The sequence below is a fragment of the Rhizobium sp. N731 genome, from assembly GCF_001664145.1.
In the GTDB taxonomy this organism is placed as follows: Bacteria; Pseudomonadota; Alphaproteobacteria; order Rhizobiales; family Rhizobiaceae; genus Rhizobium; species Rhizobium esperanzae.
Genome location: NZ_CP013601.1, coordinates 1,710,768 through 1,732,886 on the forward strand (window position 1 = coordinate 1,710,768; position 22,119 = coordinate 1,732,886).

Here is a 22,119-nt window from a genome sequence, read left to right on the forward strand (position 1 = left end):
AGGTGAGGGGTCTTAGCCGGACCCTAATGATCCGCACCACGCAACCGCAGCCGCCGGAGCAATCCGGCATCACGGGCCGGGCGACCGGCCGTTCATGAAAGGCAGAGAGATATGGCTAAGAAAGTTGCAGGCCAGCTCAAGCTTCAGGTCAAGGCAGGATCGGCAAACCCGTCCCCGCCGATTGGTCCGGCGCTTGGTCAGCGTGGCATTAACATCATGGAATTCTGCAAGGCGTTCAATGCCGCCACGCAGGAAATGGAAAAGGGTATGCCGATCCCGGTCGTCATCACCTATTACCAGGACAAGTCCTTCACCTTCGCGATGAAGCAGCCTCCGGTCAGCTACTGGCTGAAGAAGGAAGCGAAGATCACGTCCGGTTCCAAGACGCCCGGCAAGGGCGCCAAGGCCGGCTCCCTCACCAAGGCTCAGATCAAGTCGATCGCAGAAGCCAAGATGAAGGATCTGAACGCAGCGGATATCGAAGGTGCAATGGCGATGATCGAGGGCTCTGCCCGCGCCATGGGCCTGGAAGTGGTGGGTTAAGACCATGGCAGGCAAGCGCACTCGCAAAATCAACGAAGGTGTTGATCCGACCAAGCTCTACGCTCTGACCCAGGCCATCGGCATGGTCAAGGAACGGGCTGTCGCCAAGTTCGACGAAACCATCGAAGTCTCGATGAACCTCGGCGTCGACCCGCGCCACGCCGACCAGATGGTTCGCGGCGTCGTCAACCTGCCGAACGGCACGGGCCGTACGGTTCGCGTTGCTGTTTTCGCCCGTGGCGCCAAGGCTGACGAAGCCAAGGCTGCTGGCGCAGACGTTGTTGGCGCGGAAGATCTTGTCGAAATCGTTCAGGGCGGCAAGATCGACTTCGATCGCTGCATCGCTACCCCGGACATGATGCCGCTCGTCGGCCGTCTCGGTAAGGTTCTCGGCCCGCGCGGCATGATGCCGAACCCGAAGGTCGGCACCGTCACCATGGATGTCGCTGGAGCCGTCAAGGCTTCCAAGGGCGGCGCTGTCGAGTTCCGCGTCGAGAAGGCTGGTATCGTCCATGCCGGCATCGGCAAGGCCTCTTTCGATGCCAAGGCTCTGGAAGAAAACATCCGCGCCTTTGCTGACGCCGTCATCAAGGCGAAGCCGGCTGGCGCCAAGGGCAACTATGTCAAGCGCGTGGCGATTTCTTCGACCATGGGCCCGGGCGTCAAGATCGAAGTCGGCTCGGTCACCGCAGCTCCGACTGCATAAGTTTATGGCCGGGCTTCGGCCCGGTCACTGAATTTCCGGCCTCGCAAGGGGCCGGAATATTCCGGAGAAATCCGGAATCCTGTCCGAGATTGCAGGTGGTTTTCCCTTAATCACTTCGCCTGCATGAGACGGGTAAGACCCGAATTGCATGAAGTTCACTTCTCGTAACTCGGTTCGAGCCTTGGATGCCTTGTGCCTCTTTAGCCTTGATTGGCGCGGGAGCGCGGGGGGACAGGATCCTCAAGCGTCGCTTGGGATCTCGCATGATCCCGGGAGGCAAAAGGCAACCCGGCGGGCCCGTTTTCGGTCCCGCCAACTGGAGATAGGCAGTGGAAAGAGCGGAAAAACGCGAATTCGTCACGGAACTGAACGAAGTCTTCAAGGCTTCGGGCTCAGTCGTCGTGGCCCACTATGCTGGTGCTACAGTCGCGCAGATGAACGATTTTCGTTCGAAGATGCGTGCAGCTGGCGGTACCGTCAAAGTCGCGAAGAACCGCCTGGCCAAAATTGCCCTTCAGGGTACGGAAGCGGAAGGGATTACCAATCTCTTCAAGGGTCAGACGCTGATTGCATACAGCACCGATCCGATCACCGCTCCGAAGGTCGTCATGGATTTCGCCAAGACCAACGACAAGATCGTTGTTCTGGGCGGCGCCATGGGAACAACCACGCTCAACGCTGATGCAGTCAAGTCGCTTGCGACCCTGCCTTCGCTCGACGAGCTGCGTGCGAAGCTGCTGGGCATGATCCAGACACCGGCTACCCGCATCGCTGGGGTTGTTGCAGCACCGGCAAGCCAGCTTGCCCGCGTGTTTGCGGCCTACGCCAAGAAGGACGAAGCCGCTTAAGGCGGTTTTTCGCTGTTTATAATCAACCGGTTCGAACCGAACAAAAGGAACTAGTAAAATGGCTGATCTCGCAAAGATCGTTGACGACCTCTCCTCGCTGACCGTTCTGGAAGCTGCAGAACTGTCGAAGCTTCTCGAAGAAAAGTGGGGCGTTTCCGCTGCTGCTCCGGTAGCTGTTGCTGCCGCTGCTGGTGGTGCAGGCGCTGCTGCTCCGGCTGAAGAAGAAAAGACCGAGTTCGACGTCATCCTCACGGATGCCGGCGCCAACAAGATCAACGTCATCAAGGAAGTCCGCGCCATCACCGGCCTCGGCCTCAAGGAAGCCAAGGACCTCGTCGAAGGCGCTCCGAAGGCTGTCAAGGAAGCCGTTTCCAAGGCTGAAGCCGCCGACATCAAGAAGAAGCTTGAAGACGCAGGCGCAAAGGCCGACGTCAAGTAATCTTGAACTGCACGTGGGAGGCGGCATTTACTGCCTCCCATTTGCCGTTTTCCTGAACGAATTACCCAAAAGCCGCGTGAAAACGGCTTTTGGGTAATGGGTTCTTCAAGAGCATGGTCTCGAACCGAAGCGCCAAGGCAATCCGGCCTGGCTGTTTCGGGAGGTGGGACGAGGTTGAACTACTCATTGATCGGCGGGATCGACTGGCCATCGGTTCCCGTCCGTTGCAGGCCCGGATGCAATTTTTGAAGGAGCGACGATGGCTCAGACCCTTTCGTTCAATGGTCGCAGGCGCGTACGCAAGTTTTTTGGTAAGATCCCCGAAGTCGCAGAAATGCCGAACCTCATCGAGGTTCAGAAGGCGTCCTACGACCAGTTCCTGATGGTTGAAGAGCCGAAGGGCGGTCGCCCAGACGAAGGCCTTCAGGCCGTCTTCAAATCCGTTTTCCCGATCACCGACTTCTCCGGCGCCTCGATGCTGGAGTTCGTGTCTTACGAATTCGAACCGCCGAAGTTCGACGTTGACGAGTGCCGCCAGCGCGACCTGACCTATGCTGCGCCGCTGAAGGTCACTCTCCGTCTCATCGTGTTCGATATCGACGAGGATACCGGCGCAAAGTCGATCAAGGACATCAAGGAACAGTCCGTCTACATGGGCGACATGCCGCTCATGACCAACAACGGCACGTTCATCGTCAACGGCACCGAGCGCGTCATCGTCTCGCAGATGCACCGTTCGCCGGGCGTCTTCTTCGACCATGACAAGGGCAAGAGCCATTCTTCCGGCAAGCTGCTGTTCGCCGCCCGCGTCATTCCCTATCGCGGTTCCTGGCTCGATATCGAATTCGACGCCAAGGACATCGTCTACGCCCGCATCGACCGCCGCCGCAAGATCCCTGTCACGTCGCTGCTGATGGCGCTCGGCATGGACGGCGAGGAAATCCTCGACACCTTCTACACGAAGTCGCTCTACAAGCGCGACGGCGAAGGCTGGCGCATTCCGTTCAAGCCGGAAACCCTGAAGGGCGCCAAGGCGATCACCGAGATGGTCGACGCCGATACCGGCGAAGTCGTCGTGGAAGCCGGCAAGAAGCTGACGCCGCGCCTGCTGCGCCAGCTTTCCGATAAGGGCCTGAAGGCGCTGAAGGCCGGCGACGACGACCTTTACGGTAACTACCTCGCCGAGGATATCGTCAACTACTCGACGGGTGAGATCTATCTCGAGGCCGGCGACGAGATCGACGAGAAGACGCTCGCCGTCATTCTCGCGAACGGTTTCGACGAGATCCCGGTTCTCGGCATCGACCACATCAATGTCGGCGCCTATATCCGCAACACGCTTTCGGCCGACAAGAACGAGAACCGTCAGGACGCTCTGTTCGACATCTATCGCGTCATGCGCCCGGGTGAACCGCCGACGATGGAATCGGCCGAAGCCATGTTCAACTCGCTGTTCTTCGATGCGGAGCGTTACGACCTCTCCGCCGTCGGCCGCGTCAAGATGAACATGCGCCTCGACCTCTCCGTCGAGGACACCGTTCGCATCCTGCGCAAGGACGACATCCTGGCCGTGGTCAAGATGCTGGTCGAACTGCGCGACGGCAAGGGTGAGATCGACGACATCGACAACCTCGGCAACCGCCGCGTCCGCTCGGTCGGCGAGCTGATGGAGAACCAGTACCGTCTCGGCCTGCTCCGCATGGAGCGTGCGATCAAGGAACGCATGTCCTCGATCGAAATCGATACGGTCATGCCGCAGGACCTGATCAACGCCAAGCCGGCTGCCGCAGCCGTCCGCGAATTCTTCGGTTCCTCGCAGCTCTCGCAGTTCATGGACCAGGTCAACCCGCTCTCGGAAATCACCCACAAGCGCCGTCTTTCGGCCCTTGGTCCGGGCGGTCTGACCCGCGAGCGCGCCGGCTTCGAAGTCCGCGACGTGCATCCGACCCACTATGGCCGTATCTGCCCGATCGAAACGCCGGAAGGCCCGAACATCGGTCTTATCAACTCGCTTGCGACCTTTGCCCGCGTCAACAAATACGGCTTCATCGAAAGCCCGTACCGGCGCATTGTCGACGGCAAGGTGACGAACGACGTGCTCTACCTCTCCGCCATGGAAGAGGCCAAGTATTACGTCGCACAGGCCAACGCCGAGCTGAACGTTGACGGTTCCTTCGTCGACGAATTCGTCGTCTGCCGTCACGCGGGTGAAGTTATGCTCGCGCCCCGCGACAGCATGAACCTGATGGACGTTTCGCCGAAGCAGGTCGTTTCGGTCGCAGCGGCACTCATCCCGTTCCTGGAAAACGACGACGCCAACCGCGCCCTCATGGGCTCGAACATGCAGCGTCAGGCCGTGCCGCTGCTGCGTGCCGAAGCTCCGTTCGTCGGCACCGGCATGGAGCCGGTCGTCGCGCGTGACTCCGGTGCCGCCATCGGCGCCCGCCGCGGCGGCGTCGTCGACCAGGTCGACGCGACGCGTATCGTTATCCGCGCCACGGAAGACCTCGAAGCCGGCAAGTCCGGCGTCGATATCTACCGCCTGCAGAAGTTCCAGCGTTCGAATCAGAACACCTGCGTCAACCAGCGTCCGCTGGTCACTGTCGGTGACGTCGTCAACCGCGGCGATATTCTCGCCGACGGCCCGTCGACCGATCTCGGCGACCTGGCGCTCGGCCGCAACGCGCTCGTCGCGTTCATGCCTTGGAACGGCTATAACTACGAAGACTCGATCCTGCTCTCCGAGCGCATCGTTGCCGACGACGTGTTCACCTCCATCCACATCGAGGAATTCGAAGTGATGGGGCGCGACACCAAGCTCGGCCCCGAGGAAATCACCCGCGATATTCCGAACGTTTCGGAAGAAGCGCTGAAGAACCTCGACGAAGCCGGCATCGTCTATATCGGCGCCGAGGTTCAGCCGGGCGATATCCTCGTCGGCAAGATCACGCCGAAGGGCGAAAGCCCGATGACGCCGGAAGAAAAGCTTCTGCGCGCCATCTTCGGCGAAAAAGCCTCCGACGTGCGCGACACCTCCATGCGCATGCCGCCCGGCACCTACGGCACGATCGTCGAAGTTCGCGTCTTCAACCGCCATGGCGTCGAGAAGGACGAGCGCGCGATGGCGATCGAGCGCGAAGAGATCGAGCGGCTCGCCAAGGACCGCGACGACGAGCAGGCGATCCTCGACCGTAACGTCTACGGCCGTCTGATCGACATGCTGCGCGGCCAGGTCTCCATCGCCGGCCCGAAGGGCTTCAAGAAGGGCACCGAACTTTCGAACGCCGTCGTCTCCGAATATCCCCGCTCGCAGTGGTGGATGTTCGCCGTCGAGGACGAGAAGGTTCAGAGCGAACTCGAAGCCCTCCGCGGCCAGTACGACGAATCCAAGTCGCGCCTTGAACAGCGCTTCATGGACAAGGTCGAGAAGGTCCAACGCGGCGATGAAATGCCTCCGGGCGTCATGAAGATGGTCAAGGTCTTCGTCGCCGTGAAGCGCAAGATCCAGCCGGGCGACAAGATGGCCGGCCGTCACGGGAACAAGGGCGTGGTCTCGCGCATTGTGCCTGTCGAGGACATGCCGTTCCTCGAAGACGGCACGCATGTCGACGTCGTTCTGAACCCGCTCGGCGTGCCTTCGCGCATGAACGTCGGCCAGATTCTGGAAACGCACCTGGGTTGGGCTTGCGCCGGCATGGGTCGCCAGATCGGCGAATTGATCGAAGCGTATAAGGCCAACGGCAACATCGAGCCGCTGCGCAAGACCATCGGCGATGTCGTCGGCGACGGTCCCAAGGCCGAACAGGTCCAGGACTTCGACGACGAGTCCGTCCTGCGTCTCGCCGACCAGTGGAAGCGCGGCGTTTCGATCGCGACGCCGGTCTTCGACGGCGCCAATGAAGGTGACGTCAACGACATGCTGCGTCTGGCGGGTCTCAAGGACACCGGCCAGTCGACGCTCTATGACGGCCGTACCGGCGAGCAGTTCGACCGCCAGGTGACCGTGGGCTACATCTACATGCTGAAACTCAACCACCTGGTCGACGACAAGATCCATGCCCGCTCGATAGGCCCTTACTCGCTCGTGACCCAGCAGCCGCTGGGCGGCAAGGCGCAGTTCGGTGGTCAGCGCTTCGGCGAAATGGAAGTCTGGGCGCTCGAAGCCTATGGCGCCGCCTATACGCTGCAGGAAATGCTGACGGTGAAGTCGGACGACGTCGCCGGCCGCACCAAGGTCTACGAAGCCATTGTCCGCGGAGACGACACGTTCGAAGCCGGTATTCCGGAAAGCTTCAACGTTCTCGTCAAGGAAATGCGCTCGCTGGGCCTCAGCGTCGAGCTCGAGAACACCAAGCTCGATGAAGCGCAGGCAACCCAGCTGCCGGACGCGGCCGAGTAAACATTGATAGGGCGTGCGCTGCCAATGCGGCGCACGCCGGTCCCGCCGGGAGCCGCATCCGTGTCGGCCCGGAAGGGAAGTTTCGCCGCATCTTGCGGTTATTCTCGTTTAAGCGAGGGAGGCGGCTCCCGGGAATTGCCGCCGGCCATCGCATTTTGAGGGCGCTTTAGCCCATGAAGGAGACAGGCATGAACCAAGAGGTCATGAATCTTTTCAATCCGCAGGTGCCTGCACAGAATTTCGATTCCATTCGGATTTCGATCGCGTCTCCGGAGAAGATCCTCTCCTGGTCCTACGGTGAGATCAAGAAGCCGGAAACCATCAACTACCGCACGTTCAAGCCGGAACGCGACGGTCTGTTCTGCGCGCGCATCTTTGGCCCGATCAAGGACTACGAATGCTTGTGCGGCAAGTACAAGCGCATGAAGTACAAGGGCATCATCTGCGAAAAGTGCGGCGTCGAAGTCACGCTGTCGCGCGTTCGCCGTGAGCGCATGGGCCATATCGAGCTCGCTGCTCCGGTTGCCCACATCTGGTTCCTGAAGTCGCTGCCGTCGCGCATTTCGACACTGCTCGACATGACGCTGAAGGATGTCGAGCGCGTCCTCTACTTCGAAAACTATATCGTCACCGAGCCGGGCCTGACCGCTCTCAAGGAGCACCAGCTCCTCTCGGAAGAAGAGTACATGCTCGCCGTCGACGAGTACGGCGAAGACCAGTTCACCGCGATGATCGGCGCTGAGGCGATCTACGAGATGCTGGCTTCGATGAACCTCGAAAAGATCGCCGGCGATCTGCGCTCCGAGCTTGCCGACACCACGTCGGATCTCAAGCAGAAGAAGCTGATGAAGCGCCTGAAGATCGTCGAGAACTTCATGGAGTCAGGCAATCGTCCGGAATGGATGATCATGAAGGTCGTTCCGGTCATCCCGCCGGATCTGCGCCCGCTCGTGCCGCTCGACGGTGGCCGTTTCGCGACGTCGGATCTGAACGATCTCTATCGCCGCGTCATCAACCGTAACAACCGTCTGAAGCGCCTCATCGAACTGCGCGCTCCGGGCATCATCATCCGCAACGAAAAGCGCATGCTGCAGGAATCTGTCGACGCGCTCTTCGATAACGGCCGCCGCGGCCGCGTCATCACCGGCGCCAACAAGCGTCCGCTGAAGTCGCTGTCCGACATGCTGAAGGGCAAGCAGGGCCGCTTCCGCCAGAACCTGCTCGGCAAGCGCGTCGACTATTCCGGCCGTTCGGTGATCGTCACCGGTCCGGAACTGAAGCTGCATCAGTGCGGTCTTCCGAAGAAGATGGCGCTCGAACTCTTTAAGCCGTTCATCTATGCCCGCCTCGACGCCAAGGGTTACTCCTCGACCGTCAAGCAGGCCAAGAAGCTGGTCGAGAAGGAAAAGCCGGAAGTTTGGGATATCCTCGACGAGGTCATCCGCGAACATCCTGTTCTTCTGAACCGCGCACCGACGCTGCACCGCCTGGGCATCCAGGCCTTCGAGCCCACCCTGGTCGAAGGCAAGGCCATCCAGCTGCACCCGCTCGTCTGCACGGCCTTCAACGCCGACTTCGACGGTGATCAGATGGCTGTTCACGTGCCGCTGTCGCTCGAAGCCCAGCTCGAAGCCCGCGTGCTGATGATGTCGACCAACAACATCCTGCACCCGGCAAACGGCGCGCCGATCATCGTTCCCTCGCAGGACATGGTTCTCGGCCTGTACTATCTGTCGATCCTGAACCAGAACGAGCCGGGCGAAGGCATGGCCTTCTCCGATCTCGGCGAGCTGCATCACGCGCTGGAAAACAAGGTCGTGACGCTGCACACCAAGATCCGCGGCCGCTTCAAGTCGATCGGCGAGGATGGCAAGCCTTACTCGAAGATCTACGAGACGACGCCTGGCCGTCTGCTCATCGGCGAACTGCTGCCGAAAAATGGCAAGGTGCCCTTCGACATCTGCAACCAGGAAATGACCAAGAAGAACATCTCCAAGATGATCGACACGGTCTACCGCCATTGCGGCCAGAAGGACACGGTCATCTTCTGCGACCGCATCATGCAGCTCGGCTTCGCCCATGCCTGCCGTGCCGGCATTTCGTTCGGCAAGGACGACATGGTCATTCCGGACACGAAGGCCAAGATCGTCAACGACACCGAAAATCTGGTGAAGGAATACGAGCAGCAGTACAATGACGGCCTCATCACCCAGGGCGAAAAGTACAACAAGGTTGTCGATGCCTGGGGCAAGGCGACTGAAAAGGTCGCCGAAGAGATGATGGCACGCATCAAGGCGGTCGAATTCGACGAGAACACCGGCCGTCAGAAGCCGATGAACTCGATCTACATGATGAGCCACTCCGGCGCCCGCGGTTCTCCGAACCAGATGCGCCAGCTGGGCGGCATGCGCGGCCTGATGGCCAAGCCGTCGGGCGAAATCATCGAGACGCCGATCATCTCGAACTTCAAGGAAGGCCTGACCGTCAACGAGTACTTCAACTCGACGCACGGCGCCCGCAAGGGTCTGGCAGACACCGCCTTGAAGACCGCAAACTCCGGTTACCTGACCCGCCGTCTCGTCGACGTCGCGCAGGATTGCATCGTCACGCACGTCGATTGCGGCACCGAAACCGGCCTGACCATGACCGCCATCGTCGATGCCGGCCAGGTCGTCGCCTCGCTCGGCGCCCGTATTCTCGGCCGCACGGCGCTCGACGACATCGATCATCCGGTGACGGGTGAGCGCATCGTCGATGCCGGCAAGATGATCCTCGAGCCTGATGTCATCGAAATCGAGAAGGCCGGTATCCAGTCGATCCGCATCCGCTCGGCGCTGACCTGCGAAATCCAGACGGGCGTCTGCTCGGTCTGCTACGGCCGCGACCTCGCGCGCGGTACGCCGGTCAACATGGGCGAAGCCGTCGGCGTCATCGCCGCTCAGTCGATCGGCGAGCCGGGAACTCAGCTCACCATGCGTACCTTCCACCTTGGCGGTACGGCAACCGTGGTCGACCAGTCGTTCCTGGAGGCCTCGTACGAAGGTACAGTGCAGATCAAGAACCGCAACGTGCTGCGCAACTCTGAAGGCAGCCTCGTTGCCATGGGCCGCAACATGACCGTCCAGATCCTGGACGAGCGCGGCGTCGAGCGCTCTTCGCAGCGTGTCGCCTACGGTTCGAAGCTGCATGTCGACGAAGGTGACAAGGTCAAGCGCGGCCAGCGTCTGGCGGAGTGGGATCCTTACACCCGTCCGATGATGACGGAAGTTGCCGGTACCGTTCAGTTCGAAGACCTCGTCGATGGTCTCTCGGTTCTGGAAGCGACCGACGAATCCACCGGCATCACCAAGCGTCAGGTCATCGACTGGCGTTCGACCCCGCGCGGCTCGGATCTCAAGCCGGCGATTGTCATCAAGGACGCCAGCGGCAATGTCGCCAAGCTGTCCCGTGGTGGTGACGCCCGCTTCCTGCTCTCGGTCGACGCCATCCTGTCGGTCGAGCCGGGCACGAAGGTCTCGCAGGGTGACGTTCTCGCCCGTTCGCCGCTCGAAAGCGCCAAGACCAAGGACATCACCGGCGGTTTGCCGCGTGTTGCCGAACTGTTCGAAGCTCGCCGTCCGAAGGATCACGCCATCATCGCAGAGATCGATGGTACGATCCGCCTTGGCCGCGACTACAAGAACAAGCGTCGCGTCATCATCGAGCCGGCGGAAGACGGTGTCGAGCCTGTCGAATACCTGATTCCGAAGGGCAAGCCCTTCCACCTTCAGGACGGCGACTATATCGAAAAGGGTGACTACATCCTCGACGGTAACCCGGCTCCGCACGACATCCTGGCGATCAAGGGCGTGGAGGCTCTTGCTTCCTACCTCGTCAACGAAATCCAGGAAGTCTATCGCCTGCAGGGCGTCGTCATCAACGACAAGCACATCGAGGTGATCGTCCGTCAGATGCTGCAGAAGGTGGAGATCACCGATGCCGGCGACTCGACCTACATCGTCGGCGACAACGTCGACCGGATCGAGCTGGAGGACGTCAACGACCACCTGATCGAGCAGGGCAAGAAGCCCGCCAGCGGCGAGCCGGTTCTTCTCGGCATCACCAAGGCGTCGCTGCAGACCCCGTCCTTCATCTCGGCCGCGTCCTTCCAGGAAACGACCAAGGTGCTGACGGAAGCTGCAATCGCCGGAAAGACCGACGGTCTGCAGGGCTTGAAGGAAAACGTCATCGTCGGCCGCCTCATTCCGGCCGGCACCGGCGGCACCATGACCCAGATCCGCCGCATCGCCACGTCGCGCGACGAGCTCATCCTCGAAGAGCGCCGCAAGGGCACTGGGGCAGCGGTCGCCACCCCGATGCTGCAGGACATGGCCGAAAACGCCCCGGCTGCGGAATAATCCGCAGCTGAGGTCCACGAATTGAAAAACCGCCCGGAGCGATCCGGGCGGTTTTCGTTTGTGCTAGTCTTTGATTGATAGGGGAGGGAAGGCGTTCCCGTCAGTTGAACCGGATGATCGCGACCTCGCCGTCAACCGCACCCTGATAGGCCGAAGCGTGCGGCTCTTCCGCCGGAATTTCGGTCAGCATGCCGATCTGGTCGAGATCGGCCTCGATGAAACCCTCCTCGGCAAGGGCGTTCAAGGCTTCGCGCACGGCGGTGTCGTCATCGGGCGCCTGGAGCAGGATGTGCAGGTCGATGCCTTCGCTGGCCTCGGACTCATAGCCTTTGCCGATGATGATGAAGATCATCGGTCCGTCGAAATTATTGTCGTTATCAGGTGTCGTGATCATCGCCTGTCCTCGGTTCCTGGGGATTCGCTTTGTCGAATCCGCTGAGAGGACCTAACGCCGCAATTGCTGATTCCTTAACTGCTTTTGCTGCAAGGCCCAAGTTTTTATCTTGGCGCACGTCCCTGAATGCGTCTAGAAGGATGAAAACAGGGCGTTCGGCCCGCATATCAAGGTGATGCGGCCAAGTTTATTTCTTAACCGGCCTTGACGGGACGGGTGGAAACCAGTAGTACCCCGCCCATCAGATCCCATGTGAGGCTTGGCTGTTCGGGGCGACGCGCCCTGAAATTCACCTCAAACAAGGTTCTAAACGCACGTTGAAGTCATGATGCTGCACGCATGACGCAGGATATTATGCGTCCTCTGCTCCTTGTGGTCCATCTGCGGAAGCGGATCGGGCCATATTTTGCGCATTGACGGAAAGCATGCGTCATTGCCGGAGACGGCGTGAGTTCAAGCCCGCAAGGGTACTGAGATAAACGTAAGGGATGGTTGAATGCCTACCGTAAACCAGCTGATCCGCAAGCCTCGCCAGGCGAACGTAAAGCGTAATAAGGTTCCCGCTCTCCAGGAGAACCCGCAGAAGCGCGGCGTTTGCACGCGCGTCTACACGACCACGCCGAAGAAGCCGAACTCGGCTCTGCGTAAGGTCGCAAAGATCCGCCTGACCAACGGCTTCGAAGTCATTGGTTACATCCCCGGCGAAGGTCACAACCTTCAGGAACACTCCGTCGTCATGATCCGCGGCGGCCGCGTCAAGGACCTTCCGGGTGTCCGTTATCACATCATCCGCGGCGTTCTCGATACCCAGGGTGTCAAGAACCGCAAGCAGCGTCGCTCCAAGTACGGTGCGAAGCGTCCGAAGTAATTCGGATTTTGAATAATCCGGCGCTGCGCGAGGTCCTCCGCGTGATGAAGCGCCTTAACGGTTGAAGAGACGAAAAGTATGTCCAGACGTCATAAAGCAGAAAAGCGCGAGATCAATCCGGATCCGAAGTTCGGTGACCTCGTCGTGACCAAGTTCATGAATGCCATCATGCTCGATGGTAAGAAGTCCGTTGCTGAAAACATCGTCTATGGTGCGTTCGACGCCGTCCAGGGCAAGTCCAAGCAGGAGCCGCTTTCGGTTTTCCATTCTGCGCTCGACAACATTGCCCCGCACGTTGAAGTCCGCTCGCGCCGCGTCGGTGGTGCGACCTACCAGGTTCCGGTCGACGTCCGTCCGGAGCGCCGCCAGGCTCTCGCCATTCGCTGGCTGATTGCCGCTGCCCGCAAGCGCAACGAAACCACCATGATCGACCGTCTGTCCGGCGAACTGCTCGATGCGTCCAACAACCGCGGCTCCGCCGTCAAGAAGCGCGAAGACACGCACAAGATGGCTGACGCCAACCGCGCGTTCTCGCACTATCGCTGGTAATTCCGAACGGTATCGAAAGGCAGTCCACAATGGCTCGCGAATATAAGATCGAAGACTACCGCAATTTCGGTATCATGGCGCATATCGACGCCGGCAAGACCACGACCACCGAGCGTATCCTTTATTACACCGGCAAGTCGCACAAGATCGGCGAAGTCCACGACGGCGCAGCCACCATGGACTGGATGGAGCAGGAGCAGGAGCGTGGCATCACGATCACCTCTGCTGCCACCACGACCTTCTGGAAAGGCCGTGACGGCAAGATGCGCCGCTTCAACATCATCGACACCCCCGGCCACGTCGACTTCACCATCGAAGTCGAGCGTTCGCTGCGCGTTCTCGACGGCGCCATCGCGCTGCTCGACGCCAACGCCGGCGTTGAGCCGCAGACGGAAACCGTCTGGCGCCAGGCTGAGAAGTACAATGTTCCGCGGATGATCTTCTGCAACAAGATGGACAAAACCGGCGCGGACTTCTATCGCTCTGTCGAGATGATCAAGACGCGTCTCGGCGCGACCGCCGTCGTCATGCAGCTGCCGATCGGCGCTGAGAGCGACTTCAAGGGCGTTGTCGACCTCGTCGAGATGAACGCGCTGATCTGGCGCGACGAATCGCTCGGCGCCCAGTGGGATGTCGTCGAAATCCCGGAAGATCTGAAGGCCAAGGCTGAAGAATATCGCGAAAAGCTGATCGAGACCGTTGTCGAGATCGACGAAGCTGCGATGGAAGCCTACCTCGAAGGCAACATGCCCGACAACGACAAGATCCGCGAACTCGTTCGCCGCGGCACCATCGACGTCAAGTTCCATCCGATGTTCTGCGGCACCGCCTTCAAGAACAAGGGCGTGCAGCCGCTGCTCGACGCCGTGGTCGACTACCTGCCGTCGCCGCTCGACATTCCGGCGATCAAGGGCATCGATTTCAAGACCGAAGCCGATATCGAGCGGCATGCAGATGACGCCGAGCCGCTTTCGATGCTGGCGTTCAAGATCATGAACGACCCCTTCGTCGGTTCGCTCACCTTCGCACGCATCTACTCCGGCAAGCTCGAAAAGGGCTCTTCGGTTCTGAACACGGTCAAGGACAAGCGCGAGCGCGTCGGCCGTATGCTGCAGATGCACTCCAACTCTCGTGAAGACATCGAAGAAGCCTTTGCAGGCGACATCGTTGCTCTCGCCGGTCTCAAGGAAACCACCACTGGCGATACGCTCTGCGATCCGCTGAAGCCGGTTATCCTCGAGCGCATGGAATTCCCCGAGCCGGTCATCCAGATCGCCATCGAGCCGAAGTCCAAGGGCGACCAGGAAAAGATGGGCCTCGCGCTCAACCGCCTGGCAGCCGAAGACCCGTCCTTCCGCGTGAAGACGGACCAGGAATCCGGTCAGACGATCATTGCCGGCATGGGCGAACTGCATCTCGACATCATCGTCGACCGCATGCGTCGCGAGTTCAAGGTCGAAGCAAACGTCGGTGCGCCGCAGGTTGCTTACCGCGAAACCATCACGCGCCAGACCGAAGAAGACTACACGCACAAGAAGCAGACCGGTGGTACCGGCCAGTTCGCGCGCGTCAAGATCATCTTCGAACCGAACCCCGAAGGCGAAGACTTCAAGTTCGAATCCAAGATCGTCGGCGGCTCTGTTCCGAAGGAATACATCCCGGGCGTTCAGAAGGGCATCGAAAGCGTTCTGTCTTCCGGTCCGCTGGCTGGCTTCCCGATGCTCGGCGTCAAGGCGACGCTCATCGACGGTGCCTTCCACGACGTCGACTCCTCGGTCCTGGCGTTCGAAATCGCTTCCCGCGCTTGCTTCCGTGAAGCAGCCAAGAAGGCCGGCGCTCAGCTCCTCGAGCCGATGATGAAGGTCGAGGTCGTCACCCCGGAAGATTACGTCGGTGACGTTATCGGCGACCTCAACTCGCGCCGTGGCCAGATCCAGGGTCAGGAAAGCCGTGGCATCGCGGTTGTCATCAGCGCCAACGTTCCGCTGGCCAACATGTTCAAGTACGTCGACAACCTGCGCTCCATGTCGCAGGGCCGCGCTCAGTACACGATGACCTTCGATCACTACGCGCCGGTCCCGTCGAACGTCGCAACCGAAATCCAGGCAAAGTATTCCGGTCAGAAGTGACCGGCATACCTATTGACCGATAACAAGAATTAGCTCCCCTCGGGGACTAGCAAAACGGAGAGCCGAAAATGGCAAAGAGTAAGTTTGAGCGCAACAAGCCGCACGTCAACATTGGCACGATCGGCCACGTTGACCACGGCAAGACGTCTCTGACGGCAGCGATCACGAAGTACTTCGGTGAGTTCAAGGCGTACGACCAGATCGACGCGGCTCCGGAAGAGAAGGCCCGCGGCATCACCATCTCGACGGCGCACGTCGAATATGAGACGCCGGCCCGCCACTACGCGCACGTCGACTGCCCCGGCCACGCCGACTACGTCAAGAACATGATCACCGGTGCGGCGCAGATGGACGGCGCGATCCTGGTTTGCTCGGCCGCTGACGGCCCGATGCCGCAGACGCGCGAACACATCCTGCTCGCCCGCCAGGTCGGCGTTCCGGCGATCGTTGTGTTCCTGAACAAGGTCGACCAGGTTGACGACGCCGAGCTTCTCGAACTGGTCGAGCTCGAAGTTCGCGAACTTCTGTCGTCCTACGACTTCCCGGGCGACGACATTCCGGTCGTCAAGGGTTCGGCGCTTGCCGCTCTTGAAGATTCCGACAAGAAGATCGGCGAAGACGCGATCCGCGAGCTGATGGCAGCGGTCGACTCCTACATCCCGACGCCTGAGCGTCCGGTTGACCAGCCGTTCCTGATGCCGATCGAAGACGTGTTCTCGATCTCGGGCCGTGGTACGGTCGTGACCGGCCGCGTCGAGCGTGGCATCATCAAGGTTGGTGAAGAAGTCGAGATCGTCGGCATCCGTCCGACCTCCAAGACGACGGTGACCGGCGTTGAAATGTTCCGCAAGCTGCTCGACCAGGGCCAGGCCGGCGACAACATCGGCGCGCTGATCCGCGGTGTGAACCGTGACGGCGTCGAGCGCGGTCAGATCCTGTGCAAGCCGGGCTCGGTCAAGCCGCACAAGAAGTTCAAGGCAGAAGCCTACATCCTGACGAAGGAAGAGGGCGGCCGTCATACGCCGTTCTTCACCAACTACCGTCCGCAGTTCTACTTCCGCACGACGGACGTGACCGGCATCGTGACGCTTCCGGAAGGCACGGAAATGGTCATGCCGGGCGACAACGTCACGGTTGACGTCGAGCTGATCGTTCCGATCGCGATGGAAGAAAAGCTGCGCTTCGCTATCCGCGAAGGCGGCCGCACCGTCGGCGCCGGCATCGTCGCTTCGATCGTCGAGTAATTCCTTCGGCCACTCCGGTGGGGTGGCCGATTCGATGACAATATTATGATGCAGGCGGCGCAAGCCGCTTGCTTATTACACAGAAATGTAGCAAATGGCGCGCGAGCGCGATTTGCGTGCCGCTTTGGATGACGAAGCGGTGACTGAACAAGCAAATAAGGTGGGCTAGAAGGCCCTGAAGACTGGATAGGGACGCCGGCATCGGCGCCCTCTCGATCTTTGAAACCGGTGGTCCGCCTTAGGAAGAAAGAACAACCCGTGTCTTGTTGAGAGACATGTGGAAAACAAACACAAGGATAACGTCGAATGAACGGCCAAAATATCCGCATTCGCCTGAAGGCGTTCGATCACCGGATTCTCGATGCTTCCACGCGCGAGATCGTGTCGACGGCGAAGCGCACCGGTGCAAGCGTCCGGGGCCCCGTTCCGCTTCCGACCCGCATCGAGAAGTTTACGGTCAACCGGTCCCCGCACATCGACAAGAAGAGCCGCGAACAGTTCGAGATGCGCACGCATAAGCGCCTGCTCGACATCGTAGACCCGACCCCGCAGACGGTAGACGCGCTGATGAAGCTTGATCTCGCCGCCGGTGTCGATGTTGAGATCAAGCTCTGAGCTTGCTCGAGCTGAGTTGGAAGGATTGAACCGATGCGTTCAGGTGTGATTGCACAAAAGGTGGGAATGACCCGCGTCTACAACGACGCCGGCGAGCATGTCCCGGTAACGGTACTGCGTATGGACGGCTGCCAGGTCGTTGCCACGCGCACTGTCGAAAAGAATGGCTATACCGCAGTTCAGCTCGGTGCAGGCCAGGCGAAGGTGAAGAACACGTCGAAGGCGATGCGCGGCAACTTTGCCGTCGCCAACGTCGAGCCGAAGGCCAAGCTCGCAGAATTCCGCGTGTCGGAAGACAATCTGCTGGAGATCGGCACGGAGCTCAAGGCGGGTCACTTTGCCGCCGGTCAGCTCGTCGATGTGACGGGTACGACCATCGGTAAGGGTTTTGCCGGCGCCATGAAGCGCCACGGTTTCGGCGGTCTGCGCGCCACGCACGGTGTGTCGGTTTCACACCGTTCGCACGGTTCGACCGGCTCGCGCCAGGATCCGGGCAAGGTTTTCAAGAACAAGAAGATGGCTGGTCACATGGGCCAGACGCGCGTCACGACGCAGAACCTGGAAGTGGTTTCGACCGACGAAGATCGTGGTCTGATCCTGATCAAGGGTGCTGTTCCCGGTTCCAAGGGTGCCTGGATCATCGTGCGCGACGCCGTCAAGTCGGCCGCGAAGTAAGGGAGCCAGATCAATGGAATTGAACGTCAAGACCCTCGAGGGAAAAGACGCCGGGAAGGTCTCCCTTTCGGACGAGATTTTCGGCCTCGAGCCCCGCGAAGACATTCTCGCCCGCGTTATCCGCTGGCAGCTTGCCAAGAAGCAGCAGGGCACGCACAAGGCAAAGGGCCGCGCTGAAGTCTCGCGCACCGGCGCCAAGATGTACAAGCAGAAGGGTACGGGCCGCGCTCGTCACCATTCGGCTCGCGCTCCGCAGTTCCGCGGCGGCGGCAAGGCCCATGGCCCGGTCGTTCGCAGCCACGAACACGACCTTCCGAAGAAGGTTCGCGCACTCGGCCTTCGCCATGCCCTTTCGGCCAAGATCAAGGCTGATGACGTCATCGTCATCGACAACCTGGTTGCTGCCGAAGCCAAGACCAAGGTTCTCGCGTCCGCTTTCGAGACGCTCGGCCTGACCAACGCCCTCTTCATCGGCGGCGCAGAGCTTGATGGCAACTTCAAGCTCGCAGCGCAGAACATCCCGAACATCGATGTTCTGCCGATCCAGGGCATCAATGTTTACGACATCGTGCGCCGCGGCAAGCTCGTGCTTTCCAAGGCTGCGGTTGAAGCGCTAGAGGAGCGATTCAAGTGACCGATCTTCGCCACTACGATGTGATCGTCTCTCCGGCGATCACCGAAAAGTCCACGCTGGTATCCGAAAACAACCAGGTTGTTTTCAATGTCGCCAAGCAGGCGACAAAGCCGGAAATCAAGGCTGCTGTCGAGGCGCTGTTCGGCGTCAAGGTCACGGCCGTCAACACTCTGCTGCGCAAGGGCAAAACCAAGCGGTTCCGCGGTTTCGTCGGCAAGCAGAAGGACGTGAAGAAGGCTGTCGTGACGCTGGCTGAAGGCCAGACGATCGATGTCTCCACCGGTCTCTGAGGTATAAGAAAATGGCATTGAAAACATTCAATCCGACGACCCCGAGCCAGCGTCAGCTGGTCATCGTGGACCGCTCCTCGCTCTACAAGGGCAAGCCGGTCAAGGCGCTGACGGAAGGTCTGACCAAGAGCGGCGGTCGTAACAACCTCGGCCGCATCACGGCTCGCTTCATCGGTGGCGGTCATAAGCGCAGCTACCGACTGGTCGACTTCAAGCGTCGCAAGTTCGATGTCGAAGGCACGGTCGAACGTATCGAATACGATCCGAACCGCACGGCTTTCATCGCGCTGGTGACCTATTCGGATGGCGAGCAGGCCTACATCATCGCTCCGCAGCGTCTCGCTGCCGGCGACAAGGTCATCGCTTCGGAAAAGGCTGTCGACGTCAAGCCCGGCAACACCATGCCGCTGCAGTACATCCCGGTCGGCTCCATCATCCACAACGTGGAAATGAAGCCGGGCAAGGGCGGTCAGATCGCGCGTTCCGCCGGTTCCTACGCACAGCTCGTCGGTCGTGACCAGGGCATGGCGATCCTTCGCCTGAACTCCGGTGAGCAGCGCCTCGTCAGCGGCATCTGCCTTGCTTCGATCGGTGCCGTCTCCAACCCGGACCACGCCAACATCAACGACGGCAAGGCCGGTCGTACCGTCTGGCGCGGCAAGCGTCCGCATAACCGCGGTGTCGTCATGAACCCGGTCGACCATCCGCACGGCGGTGGTGAAGGCCGCACCTCCGGTGGTCGCCATCCGGTGACACCGTGGGGCAAGCCGACCAAGGGCAAGCGCACCCGGTCGAACAAGTCGACCGATAAGATGATCATGCGCTCGCGTCATCAGCGCAAGAAGTAAGAGAGGAAGTCTCCAATGGCTCGTTCAGTATGGAAAGGTCCGTTCGTTGACGGCTATCTTCTCAAGAAGGCTGAGAAGGTTCGTGAAGGCGGACGTGCAGAAGTGATCAAGATCTGGAGCCGTCGCTCCACGATCCTGCCGCAGTTCGTCGGTCTTACCTTCGGCGTCTACAACGGCAGCAAACATGTCCCGGTCAGCGTCAATGAAGACATGGTCGGTCACAAATTCGGTGAATTCTCTCCGACCCGCACCTACTACGGTCACGGCGCGGACAAGAAGGCGAAGAGGAAGTAACAATGGGCAAGGCAAAAGCCGAACGCCGGCTGAAGGACAACGAGGCGCAAGCAGTCGCCCGCACGCTCCGCGTCAGCCCCCAGAAGCTCAACCTGGTTGCTGCGGCCATCCGCGGCAAGAAGGTCGAGCGTGCACTCGCTGAGCTGGAGTTCTCCCGCAAGCGCATCGCGGGCGCCGTCAGGAAGACGCTCGAATCCGCGATCGCCAACGCCGAGAATAACCACGACCTCGACGTCGACGCGCTCGTCGTCGCCGAAGCCTACGTCGGCAAGTCGATCGTCATGAAGCGTTTCCACGCTCGTGGCCGCGGTCGCGCGTCGCGCATCGAAAAGCCCTTCGCGCACCTGACGATCGTCGTTCGTGAAGTGCAGGCAGCAGAGGAGGCCGCATAATGGGTCAGAAAATCAATCCGATCGGTTTCCGTCTCGGCATCAACCGTACCTGGGATAGCCGCTGGTTTGCGGACAATGCCGAGTATGGCCAGCTGCTGCACGAAGACCTGAAGATGCGCAAGTTCGTCATGAGCGAACTGAAGCAGGCAGGCATCTCCAAGGTGGTTATCGAGCGTCCGCACAAGAAGTGCCGCGTCACGATCCATTCGGCCCGTCCTGGCCTGATCATCGGCCGTAAGGGCGCCGACATCGACAAGCTCCGCAAGAAGCTGTCTGATATGACCAACTCGGAAACGCACCTCAACATCGTCGAAGTGCGCAAGCCCGAAGTCGACGCGACGCTGGTCGCTCAGTCGATCGCCCAGCAGCTCGAGCGCCGCGTGGCTTTCCGCCGCGCCATGAAGCGCGCCGTTCAGTCGGCAATGCGTCTTGGTGCCGAAGGCATCAAGATCACCTGCGCCGGCCGTCTCGGCGGTGCTGAAATCGCCCGTACTGAATGGTACCGCGAAGGTCGCGTGCCGCTGCACACGCTGCGCGCCGACATCGATTACGGCACGGCAGAAGCCGAAACCGCATTCGGTATCTGCGGCATCAAGGTCTGGATCTTCAAGGGCGAAATCCTTGAGCACGATCCGATGGCTTCCGAACGTCGCGCGCTGGAAGGCGACGCACAGGGTCCGGCAAGCCGCGAACGCGACCGTGGCGATCGTCGCCGCGAACGCGACAACGCGTAATTAGCGCTGGCGAAAGATAAGCTCGGAGAAGTAAGAAAATGTTGCAGCCAAAGCGTACTAAGTACCGCAAGCAGTTCAAGGGCCGCATCAAGGGCGTCGCCAAGGGCGGTTCTGACCTGGCATTCGGCGAATTCGGCCTGAAGGCTCAGGAGCCCAACCGCGTCAACGCACGCGAGATCGAAGCGGCCCGCCGCGCGATCACGCGTTACATGAAGCGCGCCGGCCGTGTATGGATCCGCGTGTTCCCGGACGTTCCGGTAACCGCAAAGCCGACCGAAGTCCGTATGGGTAAGGGTAAGGGCTCCGTTGAGTACTGGGCATGCAAGGTCAAGCCCGGTCGTATGATGTTCGAGATCGACGGCGTCAGCGAAGAGATCGCCCGTGAGGCGCTTCGTCTCGGCTCTGCCAAGCTCTCGGTCAAGACGCGCTTCGTACAGCGCATTGCAGAGTAAGGATTGAGCTCATGAAAGCCTCAGATGTTCGCGCGTTGACCGCCGACCAACTCAAGGACGAGCTTGCCAAGCTGAAGAAGGAGCAGTTCAACCTGCGCTTCCAGAAGGCGACCGGCCAGCTCGAAAAGTCCTCGCGCATCAACGAAGTCCGCAAGGACATCGCCCGCGTCAAAACCATTGCCCGCCAGAAGGCGGCAGAAGTTAAGGCCTAAAGGAAGAAAAATATGCCGAAGCGCATCCTGCAGGGCGTCGTCGTTGGCGACAAGAACGAGAAGACGGTAGTGGTTCGCGTCGAGCGTCGTTTCGCTCACCCGCTGCTCCAGAAGACCGTTCGTCGTTCCAAGAAGTACAAGGCCCACGACGAAAACAACCAGTACAAGATCGGCGATACCGTATCCATCGAGGAATGCGCGCCGATCTCCAAGGACAAGCGCTGGACGGTGATTGCCGCCCAGGGCAAGTAACAGAATTTTGTGCGAGGCCTTGCGTCTCGCCGAAATATCTGTATGAAGCAGCGTCAGAACGCTCGAATGCCGGGCGTTCTTTTGCTTTGAGCGCACGGAAGGTCCCGTTCGGGAAACCACCCTGGCACGATCGACCCCGCGCTATTCAGCTATGCCGTGTTTTTGCCTGCCGTTACGGCAGGCTGGCCGGCGAACATTTTCATAA

22 protein-coding genes are annotated in these 22,119 nt (G+C 60.3%); 21 read left to right on the top strand and 1 reads right to left on the bottom strand.

What is annotated here, in order from left to right:
• Positions 1-111: 111 nt before the first annotated feature.
• The 6 genes from rplK (at position 112) to rpoC (ending at position 11,332) form a co-directional block, all read left to right on the top strand.
• On the top strand, positions 112-543 hold the full coding sequence (gene rplK, locus AMK02_RS08425; protein WP_003547518.1) for a 50S ribosomal protein L11: 432 nt from the start codon (positions 112-114) through the stop codon (positions 541-543).
• Positions 544-547: 4 nt separating this feature from the next.
• On the top strand, positions 548-1,249 hold the full coding sequence (gene rplA, locus AMK02_RS08430) for a 50S ribosomal protein L1 (protein ID WP_064801895.1): 702 nt from the start codon (positions 548-550) through the stop codon (positions 1,247-1,249).
• Positions 1,250-1,578: 329 nt separating this feature from the next.
• The gene (gene rplJ, locus AMK02_RS08435) at positions 1,579-2,097 is read left to right on the top strand and encodes a 50S ribosomal protein L10 (protein ID WP_064801896.1); all 519 of its coding nucleotides are present in this window, start codon (positions 1,579-1,581) and stop codon (positions 2,095-2,097) included.
• A 58-nt stretch (positions 2,098-2,155) separates the two neighbouring features.
• Positions 2,156-2,536, top strand: coding sequence for a 50S ribosomal protein L7/L12 (gene rplL / locus AMK02_RS08440; protein WP_064801898.1), 381 nt, complete (start codon positions 2,156-2,158; stop codon positions 2,534-2,536).
• Positions 2,537-2,795: 259 nt separating this feature from the next.
• Positions 2,796-6,935, top strand: coding sequence for a DNA-directed RNA polymerase subunit beta (gene rpoB / locus AMK02_RS08445; RefSeq protein ID WP_064801900.1), 4,140 nt, complete (start codon positions 2,796-2,798; stop codon positions 6,933-6,935).
• A 188-nt stretch (positions 6,936-7,123) separates the two neighbouring features.
• Positions 7,124-11,332: a DNA-directed RNA polymerase subunit beta' gene (gene rpoC / locus AMK02_RS08450; RefSeq protein ID WP_064801902.1), complete on the top strand. Its 4,209-nt coding sequence runs from the start codon at positions 7,124-7,126 to the stop codon at positions 11,330-11,332.
• Between the two features lie 100 nt (positions 11,333-11,432).
• Here rpoC and AMK02_RS08455 read toward each other — a convergent pair whose 3' ends face one another.
• Positions 11,433-11,726, bottom strand: a complete 294-nt coding sequence (locus AMK02_RS08455) for a hypothetical protein (protein WP_064801904.1) — start codon at positions 11,724-11,726, stop codon at positions 11,433-11,435.
• A 496-nt stretch (positions 11,727-12,222) separates the two neighbouring features.
• On the opposite strand from AMK02_RS08455, the gene rpsL reads away from it, so the two are divergent.
• The 15 genes from rpsL to rpsQ all read left to right on the top strand — a co-directional run bounded on the left by rpsL (position 12,223) and on the right by rpsQ (position 21,914).
• The gene (gene rpsL, locus AMK02_RS08460) at positions 12,223-12,594 is read left to right on the top strand and encodes a 30S ribosomal protein S12 (RefSeq protein WP_003547537.1); all 372 of its coding nucleotides are present in this window, start codon (positions 12,223-12,225) and stop codon (positions 12,592-12,594) included.
• A gap of 78 nt (positions 12,595-12,672) precedes the next feature.
• A complete protein-coding gene (gene rpsG, locus AMK02_RS08465; RefSeq protein WP_004669085.1) occupies positions 12,673-13,143 on the top strand; it encodes a 30S ribosomal protein S7 in 471 nt (156 codons plus the stop codon).
• A 29-nt stretch (positions 13,144-13,172) separates the two neighbouring features.
• Positions 13,173-15,272, top strand: coding sequence for an elongation factor G (gene fusA, locus AMK02_RS08470; protein WP_064682261.1), 2,100 nt, complete (start codon positions 13,173-13,175; stop codon positions 15,270-15,272).
• 68 nt (positions 15,273-15,340) lie between these two features.
• Positions 15,341-16,516 carry an elongation factor Tu gene (gene tuf / locus AMK02_RS08475; protein ID WP_011424970.1) on the top strand — a complete coding sequence of 392 codons (1,176 nt, stop codon included), beginning with the start codon at positions 15,341-15,343 and terminating at the stop codon, positions 16,514-16,516.
• Between the two features lie 306 nt (positions 16,517-16,822).
• A complete protein-coding gene (rpsJ, locus tag AMK02_RS08480; protein ID WP_003547547.1) occupies positions 16,823-17,131 on the top strand; it encodes a 30S ribosomal protein S10 in 309 nt (102 codons plus the stop codon).
• Between the two features lie 33 nt (positions 17,132-17,164).
• Positions 17,165-17,806, top strand: coding sequence for a 50S ribosomal protein L3 (gene rplC / locus AMK02_RS08485; RefSeq protein WP_004674916.1), 642 nt, complete (start codon positions 17,165-17,167; stop codon positions 17,804-17,806).
• Positions 17,807-17,819: 13 nt separating this feature from the next.
• Complete coding sequence (gene rplD / locus AMK02_RS08490) at positions 17,820-18,440, top strand: 50S ribosomal protein L4 (RefSeq protein WP_037138168.1); 621 nt, start codon at positions 17,820-17,822, stop codon at positions 18,438-18,440.
• Positions 18,437-18,730, top strand: coding sequence for a 50S ribosomal protein L23 (locus AMK02_RS08495; protein ID WP_003547550.1), 294 nt, complete (start codon positions 18,437-18,439; stop codon positions 18,728-18,730). Before rplD ends, AMK02_RS08495 begins: the two co-directional genes overlap by 4 nt.
• An 11-nt stretch (positions 18,731-18,741) precedes the next feature.
• Positions 18,742-19,578, top strand: a complete 837-nt coding sequence (gene rplB, locus AMK02_RS08500; protein WP_064801905.1) for a 50S ribosomal protein L2 — start codon at positions 18,742-18,744, stop codon at positions 19,576-19,578.
• Positions 19,579-19,593: 15 nt separating this feature from the next.
• The gene (rpsS, locus tag AMK02_RS08505; protein WP_007531666.1) at positions 19,594-19,872 is read left to right on the top strand and encodes a 30S ribosomal protein S19; all 279 of its coding nucleotides are present in this window, start codon (positions 19,594-19,596) and stop codon (positions 19,870-19,872) included.
• 2 nt (positions 19,873-19,874) lie between these two features.
• Positions 19,875-20,264 carry a 50S ribosomal protein L22 gene (gene rplV / locus AMK02_RS08510; RefSeq protein ID WP_064801907.1) on the top strand — a complete coding sequence of 130 codons (390 nt, stop codon included), beginning with the start codon at positions 19,875-19,877 and terminating at the stop codon, positions 20,262-20,264.
• Positions 20,264-20,998, top strand: coding sequence for a 30S ribosomal protein S3 (gene rpsC / locus AMK02_RS08515; protein WP_003573793.1), 735 nt, complete (start codon positions 20,264-20,266; stop codon positions 20,996-20,998). Before rplV ends, rpsC begins: the two co-directional genes overlap by 1 nt.
• A 38-nt stretch (positions 20,999-21,036) precedes the next feature.
• Complete coding sequence (rplP, locus tag AMK02_RS08520; protein WP_003573792.1) at positions 21,037-21,450, top strand: 50S ribosomal protein L16; 414 nt, start codon at positions 21,037-21,039, stop codon at positions 21,448-21,450.
• An 11-nt stretch (positions 21,451-21,461) separates the two neighbouring features.
• Entirely contained in the window at positions 21,462-21,662 is a 201-nt protein-coding gene (gene rpmC, locus AMK02_RS08525; protein ID WP_004674925.1) for a 50S ribosomal protein L29, read from the top strand.
• 12 nt (positions 21,663-21,674) lie between these two features.
• Positions 21,675-21,914: a 30S ribosomal protein S17 gene (gene rpsQ / locus AMK02_RS08530; RefSeq protein ID WP_004674926.1), complete on the top strand. Its 240-nt coding sequence runs from the start codon at positions 21,675-21,677 to the stop codon at positions 21,912-21,914.
• The last annotated feature ends 205 nt before the right edge of the window (positions 21,915-22,119 follow it).

What these genes read in the sequence shown, in the direction of transcription:
- rplK (WP_003547518.1), top strand. Translation starts at nt 112, where the DNA reads ATGGCTAAGAAAGTTGCAGGCCAGCTCAAGCTTCAGGTCAAGGCAGGA.
- rplA (WP_064801895.1), top strand. Translation starts at nt 548, where the DNA reads ATGGCAGGCAAGCGCACTCGCAAAATCAACGAAGGTGTTGATCCGACC.
- rplL (WP_064801898.1), top strand. Translation starts at nt 2,156, where the DNA reads ATGGCTGATCTCGCAAAGATCGTTGACGACCTCTCCTCGCTGACCGTT.
- rpoB (WP_064801900.1), top strand. Translation starts at nt 2,796, where the DNA reads ATGGCTCAGACCCTTTCGTTCAATGGTCGCAGGCGCGTACGCAAGTTT.
- rpoC (WP_064801902.1), top strand. Translation starts at nt 7,124, where the DNA reads ATGAACCAAGAGGTCATGAATCTTTTCAATCCGCAGGTGCCTGCACAG.
- AMK02_RS08455 (WP_064801904.1), bottom strand. Translation starts at nt 11,726, where the DNA reads ATGATCACGACACCTGATAACGACAATAATTTCGACGGACCGATGATC.
- rpsL (WP_003547537.1), top strand. Translation starts at nt 12,223, where the DNA reads ATGCCTACCGTAAACCAGCTGATCCGCAAGCCTCGCCAGGCGAACGTA.
- rpsG (WP_004669085.1), top strand. Translation starts at nt 12,673, where the DNA reads ATGTCCAGACGTCATAAAGCAGAAAAGCGCGAGATCAATCCGGATCCG.
- fusA (WP_064682261.1), top strand. Translation starts at nt 13,173, where the DNA reads ATGGCTCGCGAATATAAGATCGAAGACTACCGCAATTTCGGTATCATG.
- tuf (WP_011424970.1), top strand. Translation starts at nt 15,341, where the DNA reads ATGGCAAAGAGTAAGTTTGAGCGCAACAAGCCGCACGTCAACATTGGC.
- rpsJ (WP_003547547.1), top strand. Translation starts at nt 16,823, where the DNA reads ATGAACGGCCAAAATATCCGCATTCGCCTGAAGGCGTTCGATCACCGG.
- rplC (WP_004674916.1), top strand. Translation starts at nt 17,165, where the DNA reads ATGCGTTCAGGTGTGATTGCACAAAAGGTGGGAATGACCCGCGTCTAC.
- rplD (WP_037138168.1), top strand. Translation starts at nt 17,820, where the DNA reads ATGGAATTGAACGTCAAGACCCTCGAGGGAAAAGACGCCGGGAAGGTC.
- rplB (WP_064801905.1), top strand. Translation starts at nt 18,742, where the DNA reads ATGGCATTGAAAACATTCAATCCGACGACCCCGAGCCAGCGTCAGCTG.
- rpsS (WP_007531666.1), top strand. Translation starts at nt 19,594, where the DNA reads ATGGCTCGTTCAGTATGGAAAGGTCCGTTCGTTGACGGCTATCTTCTC.
- rplV (WP_064801907.1), top strand. Translation starts at nt 19,875, where the DNA reads ATGGGCAAGGCAAAAGCCGAACGCCGGCTGAAGGACAACGAGGCGCAA.
- rpsC (WP_003573793.1), top strand. Translation starts at nt 20,264, where the DNA reads ATGGGTCAGAAAATCAATCCGATCGGTTTCCGTCTCGGCATCAACCGT.
- rplP (WP_003573792.1), top strand. Translation starts at nt 21,037, where the DNA reads ATGTTGCAGCCAAAGCGTACTAAGTACCGCAAGCAGTTCAAGGGCCGC.
- rpmC (WP_004674925.1), top strand. Translation starts at nt 21,462, where the DNA reads ATGAAAGCCTCAGATGTTCGCGCGTTGACCGCCGACCAACTCAAGGAC.
- rpsQ (WP_004674926.1), top strand. Translation starts at nt 21,675, where the DNA reads ATGCCGAAGCGCATCCTGCAGGGCGTCGTCGTTGGCGACAAGAACGAG.